This is a genomic window from Actinomadura verrucosospora (genome assembly GCF_039540335.1).
GTDB lineage: Bacteria > Actinomycetota > Actinomycetes > Streptosporangiales > Streptosporangiaceae > Spirillospora > Spirillospora verrucosospora.
Genome location: NZ_BAABEV010000010.1, coordinates 81,554 through 92,228 on the forward strand (window position 1 = coordinate 81,554; position 10,675 = coordinate 92,228).

The 10,675-nt window shown below is 74.7% G+C and carries 6 protein-coding genes and 1 pseudogene; 3 read left to right on the forward strand and 4 right to left on the reverse strand.

What is annotated here, in order from left to right:
* Nucleotides 1-186 precede the first annotated feature (186 nt).
* Nucleotides 187-1,415 (reverse strand): annotated as a pseudogene (locus ABD944_RS42425) (AMP-binding protein); the annotation flags it as partial.
* Nucleotides 1,416-1,886: 471 nt separating this feature from the next.
* On the opposite strand from ABD944_RS42425, the gene ABD944_RS14075 reads away from it, so the two are divergent.
* The 3 genes from ABD944_RS14075 to ABD944_RS14085 all read left to right on the forward strand — a co-directional run bounded on the left by ABD944_RS14075 (nucleotide 1,887) and on the right by ABD944_RS14085 (nucleotide 8,125).
* A complete protein-coding gene (locus ABD944_RS14075; RefSeq protein ID WP_345176150.1) occupies nucleotides 1,887-2,750 on the forward strand; it encodes a CE1 family esterase in 864 nt (287 codons plus the stop codon).
* A 69-nt stretch (nucleotides 2,751-2,819) separates the two neighbouring features.
* Nucleotides 2,820-3,119 carry a trypco2 family protein gene (locus ABD944_RS14080; protein WP_345176152.1) on the forward strand — a complete coding sequence of 100 codons (300 nt, stop codon included), beginning with the start codon at nucleotides 2,820-2,822 and terminating at the stop codon, nucleotides 3,117-3,119.
* Entirely contained in the window at nucleotides 3,116-8,125 is a 5,010-nt protein-coding gene (locus ABD944_RS14085; RefSeq protein ID WP_345176154.1) for a trypsin-like peptidase domain-containing protein, read from the forward strand. Before ABD944_RS14080 ends, ABD944_RS14085 begins: the two co-directional genes overlap by 4 nt.
* A 12-nt stretch (nucleotides 8,126-8,137) precedes the next feature.
* Here the strand turns inward: ABD944_RS14085 and ABD944_RS14090 are convergent, their stop codons facing one another.
* The 3 genes from ABD944_RS14090 to ABD944_RS14100 are packed head-to-tail and all read right to left on the reverse strand — an operon-like array spanning nucleotide 8,138 to nucleotide 10,664.
* On the reverse strand, nucleotides 8,138-8,347 hold the full coding sequence (locus ABD944_RS14090; protein ID WP_345176156.1) for an MbtH family protein: 210 nt from the start codon (nucleotides 8,345-8,347) through the stop codon (nucleotides 8,138-8,140).
* Between the two features lie 14 nt (nucleotides 8,348-8,361).
* On the reverse strand, nucleotides 8,362-9,630 hold the full coding sequence (locus ABD944_RS14095) for a lysine N(6)-hydroxylase/L-ornithine N(5)-oxygenase family protein (protein ID WP_345176159.1): 1,269 nt from the start codon (nucleotides 9,628-9,630) through the stop codon (nucleotides 8,362-8,364).
* Nucleotides 9,631-9,644: 14 nt separating this feature from the next.
* Nucleotides 9,645-10,664 (reverse strand): iron-siderophore ABC transporter substrate-binding protein, encoded by a 1,020-nt coding sequence (locus ABD944_RS14100; protein WP_345176162.1) that lies wholly within the window; start codon nucleotides 10,662-10,664, stop codon nucleotides 9,645-9,647.
* Nucleotides 10,665-10,675: the final 11 nt, after the last annotated feature.

Below are 10,675 nucleotides of genomic sequence, written 5' to 3' on the forward strand. Positions count from 1 at the left end.
GCCGCCCGACTTGATGACGTCCTTCGCGCGGTCGGTGATCTGGTAGAAGCCTCGGTCGTCGATGGTGCCGATGTCGCCGGTGCGCAGCCAGCCGTCGTCGAACTTCTCCGGCGCGGGGTCGCGGTGGTAGGCGCCGGTGATCCACGGACCGCGCACCTCGATCTCGCCGACGGACTCGCCGTCCCACGGCAGCTCGGCGCCGGAGTCGTCCACGATGCGCATCTCGACGCCGGCGGCGACGCGGCCGGACTTCAGCCGCCAGTACATGTCCTCGTCGGTGCCGGGCTCGACGCCGGGCGGCGGGAACGCCATGCCGCCGAGCGGGCTCGTCTCGGTCATCCCCCAGCCCTGGATGATGCGCAGCCCGTACCTTCGCTCGAAGCGCTCCAGCAGGACGCGGGGCGCGGCGGCGCCGCCGGAGGTGCCCGCCCGCAGCGACGACAGGTCGATCTCCTCCCGCTCCCCGAGGGCCAGGATCCCGTTCCAGATCGTCGGGACGGCGGAGGCGAGCGTGCTGCGCTCGGCGGCGACGAACCTCACGAGGTGCTCCGGCTGCATGAACGGCCCCGGCATGTGCAGCGTCGCCCGGACAGGAACGCCCCGTACGGCAGGCCCCAGGCGTTGACGTGGAACATCGGCACGATCGTCAGGACGCGGTCGGCCTCGGTGATGCCCACCAGCGACGCCGACTGCACGGCCATCGCGTGCAGGAACGTGGAGCGGTGCGAGTACACCACGCCCTTCGGGTCGCCCGTGGTGCCGCTGGTGTAGCACATCGACGCGGCGGAGCGCTCGTCCACCTCCGGCCACGCGTACCCGGGCTCCTCCGCGGCGAGCAGCTCGTGGTAACGCAGGACGGGGGCCCCGTTGCCGTTGGCCTCCAGGGCCGACGCGTCGCCGTCCCCGACGACGACGAACGCCTCGACGGCGGGCAGCTCGCGCACGACGCGCGCCAGGAGCGGGACGAGGCTGTCGTCAACGATGACGACCTGGTCGTCGGCGTGGTTGATGATGTGCGAGAGCTGCTCGGGGAACAGCCGGATGTTCAGCGTGTGCAGGACCGCCCCCATGGCGGGCACCGCGAAGTACGCCTCCAGGTGCTCCTGGTTGTTCCAGCAGAACGTCGCCACCCGGTCGCCGGGACGGACGCCCAGCCTGGCCAGGGCGGACGCGAGCCGCTCGGCGTTGCCGGCGATCCGCGCGAAGGTGGCGCGCCGGGGCTCGCCGCCGCCCGTCCAGGTCACGCACTCGCTGCGCCCGTAGACGCGCGCCCCGTGCCGCAGGATCGCGGCGACCGACAGCGGAAAGTCCTGCATCGTGCTGAGGATCATGGCTTTTCTCCGAGAGGCCCGCGGCGGCGACAGGAACGGTCGACCGCACGCAATTTCGCACATACCGACCGGTCGGTTCACCATATTTTCGACAACGCCCCGCCGTCAACGATCCCTCGCGGGACGCCCCGCCCGGCGCCGCCTTCCGCGCGTGGACGGGCTCCCGCCGCCGCGGCCCGGCCCTGAACGCGGGAGGGCCGGGCGGTCCCGCGTGCGTCCGCCCCGGCGCCGCGGAACCGCCCGGCCCTCCGTCCTGCCACCGGTGAGTGCGGCTGACGCGCGGGCTCCCCTCCTCGCAGCCCGCCGGCACCGCCGTGCCCCGGTTCCCACCTCCCACAGCGCCCGCGTCCCACGGCATGTCACACATGTCAGCGCCGCGCTGGTCCACCTGGGACGACGCCGCACGACCTCCCTCGACGGACCAGTTCCAGCCGCCGCCGCGGCGTGACCCGCCCCGCGCGGGAGCTTCCGTGCGCGCCCGCCGCCAAAAAGGGCCGGACTTTTCTGCGCGCCGGTGCGTAGCCCGGCGGGGCGCGGCGGGCGTTAGATCACGCTATGAAGATCGCCGTGCGGGCGGCGATGATCGCGGCGCTCCTCGCGACGCTCATCGCCCACCCCCTGCCCGCCGGAGCGTCCGAGGACGCCCCGGGAACGTCGAAGCACACCATTCCCATGGGCGACTGGAACCGCCCCTACCTGCTGCACGTCCCGCCCGGAAGCGAGGCCCGGGGGCCGCTGCCGCTGATCGTCGCGCTGCACGGCGGTCTGAACGACGCCGAGTACGTCCGCAGGCAGAGCGGGCTCGACGGGGTCGCCGACCGCCACGGCTACGCCGTCGCCTACCCCGACGGGCTCCTCGGCACCTGGAACGCCGGGGCCTGCTGCTGGTTCGCCCGCTGGACCGGCGTCGACGACGTCGCGTTCCTCGACAAGCTGATCGACACGCTGGTGCGGCAGGGCGTCGCCGACCCCCGCCGCGTCTTCGTGACCGGTTTCTCCAACGGCGGCGGCATGGCGTACCGGTACGCGTGCGAACGGTCGGACAGGATCGCCGGGATCGCCGTGGTCTCCGGCGCGCTCGCGATCGGCTGCACGCCCGGAGAGCCGGTGTCGGTGCTGGCCTTCCACGGGACGTGGGACCCGTCCGTCCCCTATGACGGCGGCGGGAACATGGACGCGGACGTCCATTTCCCCTTCATCCCCGTCAGGTTCCTCATGGAGTTCTGGAGATGGGTGGACAAGCTGCCCGCGCTCTCGCGGCCGGTGCCGGACGGGCCGGACGACTGCGTCGGCACGGGCCCGGGCCCCGTCGTCGTCGCGCTGTGCACCAGGCAGCGCGGTGGCCACGAATGGCCGGATTACGCCAGCGAGCTCATGGCCAGGTTCTTCGCGGACAGGCCGTCCCTGCCGAAGGCGTGACCTCCGTTGAATTCCAGTCGTGCCGCTACTAAGCGCTAAACTCTCCCCACTTACGAGTAATGGGGAGCAATGCAGGAAATCGGCTTGGCAGAGGCAGTCAAAGCGATCCGCGACGACCTGGCGCGGGCTCAGCTTGAGGGCGCCGACGAGGAGATCCGCTTCAGCGTGGGGCCGGTCGAGGTCGAGTTCGAGGTCGCCGTGGTCCGGGAGGGCGGCGCGAACGGCAAGGTGAAGGTCTGGGTGGTCGAGGTCGGCGCCTCGGGCAAGCTCGCGCAGACCACCACGCACCGGGTGGCGGTCACGCTCAATCCGCACGTCGACGGCAAGCCGATCGAGGTGGGTGACCGGCTCCGCAAGCCCGGCCGGTGATCCCTGACGAACCACGCTGGCGCACCGTCGAGGTGCTCGTCGGGGAGGGCGAGGAGGGCTACGGCACCGGCTACCGGATCTCCTCCGGGCTGGTGCTCACCTGCCGGCACGTGGTGGCCGCCCCCGGGCCGGTGGCGGTCCGGCTCGCCACGCCGGACGAGTCGGTCTCCGTCGCCGCCGAGCGGATCTGGACCGCCGAGGGCGCCGAGGTCGACCTGGCGCTGCTGCGGGTGGCGGACGGCTCGCTGCCCGCGGTGGCCCCCGCGGTGCTGGCGGACGTCGACCCCTGGAGCACCGGGCGCGCCCGGTTCGTCTCGTGGGGCTTCCCCGCCTCCCACGACCGCGAGAGCGAGCTCGGCGGCGTCCGCGACGTCGACCAGGTGGACGGCGACGTCCTCCTGGGCGCCAACGTCAAGACGGGCCTGCTCGACCTGCACCGCGACGACGCCCCGCTGCGCGCCGGCCGCCGGTACCGGGGGCTGTCCGGAGGCCCCGTCCTGGTCGGCGGCAAGCTGGTCGGCGTCGTGCGCTGGGCCGAGCCCGACGGGCCGCTGACCGCCTCCCGCGTCTTCAGCGCCGCCGGACCGCACCGGCCGCGGACCGCCGGCGAGTTCGTCGAGCCCCAGCCGAGCCGGGAGAGGCTGAACGCGCTCCTCGACGGTGAGGGCGTGCGGCTGGACCCGGGGCCCGCGGGGCCGTCGGCGCCCCTGCGCCGGTCCCGGTACTGGTCGACCATCACCAAGCTCCGGGCCCGCTGCCCCGACCCCGCCGACCGGGACGCCGAGCTCGGCCGGCTCCAGGAGTTCGCCACGAGCGGCACGCCCTACCTGTGGCTGGTGGGCGAGCCCTGGGCCGGCAAGACGACGCTCGCCGCCGCCTTCGCCGGGGACCCCGCCCCCGACGTCGTCACGGTCGCGTTCTTCGTGTCCCGGTCGGCCGGCTCGCGGCTGGCCGACTACCGGGCCGCGCTCGCCGACCAGCTGGCCCCGCTGGTCGGCGAGACGCCCACACCCGGCGTCGTGCCGACCGCGTTCGACCTGGACGACCTGTGGCAGCGCGCGGTCGAGCGGGTCACCGCCGACGGCCGCCACCTCATGCTCATCGTGGACGGGCTCGACGAGGACGACCACGTGCGGCACCGCGAGAGCAGCGTCGCGGCCCAGCTCCCCGAGTACGTGCCGCCCGGCAGCCATGTGCTGGTGACCAGCAGGCACTTCCCCGAGGTGCCCGCCGACGTCCCGGACGGCCATCCGCTGCGCGGGTGCGAGCGCCGCACGCTCGCCGCCAACGAGGCCTCGCGGGCCTCGCGCAACGCCGCCGAGCGCGACCTGCAGCAGCACCTGCGCGACCGGACGAGCCGCGAGGTGCTCGGGCTGCTGGCGGCGTCCGGCGGCGGGCTGGCCGACGAGGACATCGCCCGGCTCACCGGCCTGGACCTCTACGACGTCCGGGAACTGGTCGAGCAGACCATCGCCCGCCTGGTCGAGCGCCGGGAGGACGACGGCGGGGGCCGCTACTCCTTCGCCCACGACCTGATCCGGGAGACCACCACCGAGCGCCTCGGCGCCGAGGCGATGGCGGGCTTCTGGGCGCGGGTGCTCGACTGGGCCGAGACCTACCGGGCCGGCGGCTGGCCCGCCGACACCCCTCTGTACCTCCTGGACCGGTTCCCGCAGGCGCTGGCCGACGACGGGGACCTGGAGCGCCTGCTGCGGCTCAACGAGCCCGACCGCTGGAGCCGCCTGCTGGAGCGGACGGGGACGGTGGAGCCGGCCGTGCTGACGCTGACCGACTCGATCCGGCTGCTCCTCGCGGCGGACTCGCCCGACCTCGCCGTGGTCTACGTGCTGGCCCTGTGGCGCGACCAGCTGCGCCTGCCCGTGCGCGTCCACCCCGAGGTCATCGCGGTGGCCTGGACCGAGCTCGGCGAGCTGGAGCGCGCCGAGCGGATGGCCCGCGACATCACCGTCGCCTCGATCAAGGCCAACATCCTGATCTCCATGGCGGAGGCGGCGGGACGGGCGGGCGCCGAGACCGAGGCGGCGCTGTGGCTCCAGGAGGCGGAGCTGCTGGCGGGCGGAATCCTGAGCGGGGTGCGCAGGGCCCGGACCCTGGCCCGGATCGCGCTGGCCCTCGGCCCCGGCTTCACCCGCGCCGAGACCCTCCTGGACGAGGCCACCCGGCTCTTCACCTCCGTGGTTCCGTCCCGGCACCGGCGCCGGGAGCTGATGACGGACATGGCCTGCGACGCCGCCCGCGCCGGGCTGTGCGACTCGGTGGAGCGGATCGCCCGCTCGTTCGCCGACCGCAAGTACCAGTGGCCGATCATCGCGGCCGCCGCCCGCGCCGCCGCCGAGCAGGGACTGCGGGAGGACGCCGAGCGCCTCGCGGGGCTCCTCGGGCCCGACGACCTGCGGTGGGACACGTTCGCCGAGCTCGTGCGGCTGCTGGCCGACCGGGGCGAGTTCACGGCGGCGCTGGAGCTGGTGGGGACGTCGGTCAACGGGGCGCGGGCGCTCGCCCGGGCGCTCGGCGGCATCGCGCGGGCGCGGGCGCTGCGCGGCGATCGGGCCGCCGCGCGGGCGGTGCTCGCGACCGCGATCGAGACGGTCGCGGCCAAGGGCGGCGCGTCCCGCCAGGCGGCGCCCGGCGAGCTGCCCGACTCCGCCGTGGAGGCGGGGCTGCTCGACGAGGCCGAGAGGCTCATGGCGCTGCTGGAAGGCCATCGCCGGGCACTCGGCGCGGCCCGCACCGCGATCGGCGCCCTCGACGCCGGCGACCCGGACACCGCGGTCCGGCTGATGAGGACGGCCGCCGACCTCGCCGGGCTCCAGCCGCGGCGCCAGTGGGCGCCCCTGGTCGAGGCGGCCCCCGGCGCCGCGGCGGAGGGCGACCTGGAATCGGCGCGCGGCCTGCTGACCCTCGCGCTGACCGTGGCCGAGGGGACGTCCCCCAAGGCGGCGCGGGCGGTCAACCTGCTGATCAAGTCGCATGTCGCCGAGCTCCAGGGAGCCTCCGGCGTGCTGGAGACGGGCATCGACGCGGCGCTGCGCCTCCCCTCCCAGCAGGACCTGCCGGCGGAGACGGCGAGGATCGCCGCGGAGCTCGGCCTCACGGAGGAGGCCGTCCGGGCGGCGCTCTTCGTCGTCGACGTGCACGAGCGCAACACCCTGCTCGGGACGGTCGCGGAGCGGGCCGCGCGGGACGGCCGCCTGGAGGTCGTCCACCGCGCGCTGGCGGGCATGAGCCGCACCCGCAAGCAGCTGTTCGCGAGCGTCAACGCCGCAGGGGAACTGGCCAAGGCGGGCCGGATCGGCGACGCCGAAGACCTGGTCGGACGGGTCCGGAACGGCTTCCGCCGGGCCACCGGCCTGGCCCGGCTCGCCCGGATCGTCGCGGCCCGGGGCGACCGCGACCAGGCCGTCTCCTACCTCCTGGCGGCCGAGCAGCTCGCGCCCGCGGGCTCGGTGCGGCACCTGACCCGGTTCGAGATCACGGCCGCCGCCGTGGCCGCGGCCCGGCGGGGCCGCTACGGGGAGGCGGAGCGGATCGCCGCCGTCGTCGACAGCCCCCGGCGGCAGGCCTCGGCGCTGGCCGAACTCGCCGAGACCGCCTACCGCGCGGGTGCCTACCCCCGCGTGGCGCGGTTCCTGAGCGCAGCCGAGGAGCTGCTCGGCGACATGGACGACGACTCCCGCGACGCCGTCGCGACGGAGCTGGCGGCGGCCGCGGCCCGGGTCACCGACCTCGACGCGGCGCGGCGGCTGGTCGCGCTCGTCTCGGATCCGGCCATGAGGCTGTCCGCGCTGACCGAGGTCGCGCGCGCCGCCCACGGCTTCGGGAACGCCGCCGAGGCGGGGCGGCTGCTGGCCGAGGCGGAGAAGCGGCTCGCCGGGTTCGACGCCGACTCCAGCGAGGGGGTGGCGACCGAGCTGGCGGCGGCGGCCGTGGAGATCGGCGACCTGGAGCTGGCGGAGCGGCTCGCGAGCGGCCTGGCCGACCCGCGGCTGCGGGTGGAGGTCCTGCTGGCGGTCTGCCGGGCGAGCGCCGAGCGGTTGCGGGCCCTGCGCCGCCGGGTCGTCCGCGAGGCGCGCGGGGTGCGCAACATGCGGATCCGCGGCGAGCTGATCGGCCGGCTGGCCGCCGCCGTCGCGGCGACGGGCAACGCGAACCTGGCGGGCAGGACGATGGACGACGCCGAGACGGCCGTCCGGACCATCGCGATCACCAATGCCGAGCCGCGGTGCCGCGGGCTCGTGGAGCTGGCCCTGCTCGCCGACGCGATCGGCGACGCCGAACGCGCGCGGCGCCTGCTGCGCGAGGCCGAGCAGCTCGCCGCCACCTACGTGGACGAGCAGCGCCACCAGCGGGCCCTGTCGCACATCGCCGGCGCCGCCGCGCAGCTCGGGCTGCTGGACGAGGCGGAGCGGGTGACGGAGATCATGCGGGCGTCGCGGCTGCCGTTCCCCGCGTGGCCCACCATGACGGCCGTCGCGGAGCGGGCCGCGGCCCTGGGCGACACCGCCCGCGCCGTCCGGCTCATCGAGGGGGCGCTGCGGATCGCCCGCAGCGTGCGCGACCCCAAGGTCCGCGGCGCGACCTTCGCCGGCGTCGCCGCCGCCGCGCTGCGGGCGGGACTGCCCGAGCAGGCCCGGGGCATCCTCGGCGAGGAGCCGCAGCACCACCACCGGCAGAGCCCGATCCTGCGGGACATCGCGCTGGCCACCGCGGCGGCGGGACGGCTGCCGGAGGCCGAGCTGATGGTCGCCCAGATCCGGTCGCCCGCCCGCCGCCGGGAGGCGTTCGAGGGCGTCATCGCCCACCTGGTGGAGCGCGGCGACCGCGCCGAGGCCGAGCGCCTCATCGTCCAGGGCATCCGGGAGGACGGCTGGCTGCCGCCCCCCGCCGTCATGATGGCGGCCCTGCCGGAGGTGGTCCCGCCGCTCGGCAACGTCCTGCCCCGCATGGCCGCGTTCGAGGAGGCGGCCAGGGCCGAGCGGGCGTGACCGCCGGCGGGCTCACGGCGTCTCGGCGGCCAGGCTCCGCGGGCGGATGTCCTTCCAGTTGTCCATGACGTACCCGATGCAGCCGGACCGGGACTCGGGGCCGTGGACCGTCGTCCAGCCGGCGGGGACGTCGGCGAACGCCGGCCACAGGGAGTGCTGGCCCTCGGCGTTGGCGAGGACCAGGAACGTGCCGTCGGGGTCGTCGAACGGGTTGGTCGTCATGCTCTTTCCTTCCTCTAGACGCCGGGGGTGACGCGGGCGGACCGCCGCGCCATGGACCGCACGATCTCCCCGGTGCGCACGGCGGTCATGGACAGCAGCGAGGAGGCGATCCCGTGGCTGTGCTCGGTCGCCCCCTGCAGGTAGACGCCCCATTCGGGGCCGGGCTCGGTGGCGATGCGGTAGTCGCGCTCGACGACCGGGCGCCCGTCCGGGCCGGTGCGGCAGTGCGCGCCCGCCTCGCCGAGCAGGTCGAACGGGTCGCGTTCGCGGTACCCGGTGGCGTAGACGACGGCGTCGGCCTCCAGGTCGGCGACCTCGCCGGTCGGCAGGAACGCGACCCGGACCCGCGTCCCGCCCGAGCCGCCGTCGGCGACGTCCAGGACGCGGGAGACGTTGAGGATGCGCAGCCGCTCGGCGCCCGCGACCTTCTCGGCGTAGGCGCGCCGGTACAGCTCGTCGATGAGGTCGAGGTCCACCACGGAGTAGTTGGTGTTGCGCGAGTACTCGAACAGCATGCGCTTCACGTCGCCGGGCGCGGCGTAGTAGTGGTCGACGGCCTCGGGGTCGAAGATGCGGTTGGCGAACGCGCTGTCGTCGGCGGGCGAGTACCCGTACCGCGCGAAGACCGCGCACACCTCGGCGCGGGTGAAGGTGCGGTGCAGGTACTCGACGGCCTCGGCGGCGCTCTGCCCGGCGCCGACCACGACGATGCGGCGCGGGTCCCAGTCGCCGCGCTCGGCGAGCCGGGTCAGCAGGTCCTCGGTGTGCCAGATCCGCTCCCCCGCCTGGACCCCCTGCGGCAGGACGGGTTCGAGCCCCGCGCCGATGACGACGTTGCGGGCGAGGTGCGTCTCCAGTTCGTCGCCGCGGCGCACGACGACCTCCAGGACCTCGTCGTCGTGCGGGCGGAGCGCGACGACCTCCGTCCCGTAGCGGACGCGGTCCTCGAACGCGGCGGCGGCCCATTCGAGGTAGTCGTGGAACTCCAGCCGCGTCGGGAACATCGTCTTGTGGTTGACGAAGTCGACCAGGCGGCCCCGGGCGTGCAGGTAGGCCAGGAACGAGTACGGGCTCGCGGGGTTCCGCAGCGACGCCAGGTCCTTGAGGAAGTGGACCTGCATGGTGGCGCCGTCGATCAGCATGCCGCGGTGCCAGCCGAACCCGGGCTGCTTCTCGAAGAACACCGCGTCCGCGCCGCCGTGCTCCTCCTCCAGCGCGACGGCGAGCGCCAGGTTGGACGGGCCGAACCCGATGCCGACGACGTCGCGGACGGGGGTGTGCATGCGCTCCTCCGGCATCAGGCGGGCCCGGCCGCGCTCGCGGCCTTGGCGATCTGCGGGACGACCTGGTCGATCACGTAGGGGACGGCGAGCGGGGTGGGGGTGCGCAGCGGCCAGAACGACTTCAGGTCCAGCGCCACGTAGGAGCCGCGCCTGACGGCGCCGAGCCCGGCGAACAGCTTGTTGCCCTCGATCTTCTTCTGCGTGGCGGGGTCGTCGTTGTAGTGGCTGAGCAGGACGTCCACGTCCAGGACGGAGACCTTCTCCATGCTCAGCTCGGCGGCGAACCCGTCGCCGGGCAGCTTCCCCAGCGACTCGGGGAGCGTCATGCCGAACTGCTGGAGCAGCTTCACGCTCGTGTCGTCGCCGGACTTCATCACGCCGATGTTGCCGTTGGGGAAGACGCTGGTGAACGCGAACTCCTTGCCGGCCAGCTCGGGGTGCTTCGCCTTCACTCCCGCGATCTTCGTCTCGACGTCGGCGACGAGCTTCCGGCCGTCCTCGGGGCGGCCGATCGCGGCGGCGACCTGCCGGGTGATCTGCTGCCAGGAGTCCTCGGCGGGGCCGTTCTGGTAGGCGAGCGTCGGCGCGAGCTTGGAGAGCTTGTCGTACTCCTTGTCGATGGCGAAGTCGCCGGCGGCGAGGATCAGGTCGGGCCGCAGTGCGGCGACCTCCTCCAGGTTGAAGCCCGCCTCGCCCTGCTTGAGCAGCTTCGGCCTGTCCCCGGTCAGCCTCGGCGCGCTCCAGGGGGTCAGGCCGTCGGGCTGGACGCCGGTGAGCTCGGCCATGCCGACGGGGGTGACGCCGAGGGCGAGCAGCGCGTCCTGGTCGACCTCGCCGAGCGCGACGATCCGCTTCGGGGCGGACTTCACCGTCGCGGAGCCGAGCTTGTGGGCGACGGTGACCGGGAACGCCCCGGCCGCGGCGCCGGAGCCGCCGGAGCCGCCGGCCGGCTCGTCGTCGCCGCAGGCGGCGGCCGCGGCGAGTCCCAGGACGAGCGCGGCGGCGGCGGTCAGGCGCCGCATCGTGGTGCGCATAGCGGACCTTC

Bases quoted from the DNA above. Each gene is read 5' to 3' on its own strand.
- ABD944_RS14080 (WP_345176152.1), top strand. From the start codon at position 2,820: ATGCAGGAAATCGGCTTGGCAGAGGCAGTCAAAGCGATCCGCGACGAC.
- ABD944_RS14095 (WP_345176159.1), bottom strand. From the start codon at position 9,630: ATGCACACCCCCGTCCGCGACGTCGTCGGCATCGGGTTCGGCCCGTCC.
- ABD944_RS14075 (WP_345176150.1), top strand. From the start codon at position 1,887: ATGAAGATCGCCGTGCGGGCGGCGATGATCGCGGCGCTCCTCGCGACG.
- ABD944_RS14100 (WP_345176162.1), bottom strand. From the start codon at position 10,664: ATGCGCACCACGATGCGGCGCCTGACCGCCGCCGCCGCGCTCGTCCTG.
- ABD944_RS14090 (WP_345176156.1), bottom strand. From the start codon at position 8,347: ATGACGACCAACCCGTTCGACGACCCCGACGGCACGTTCCTGGTCCTC.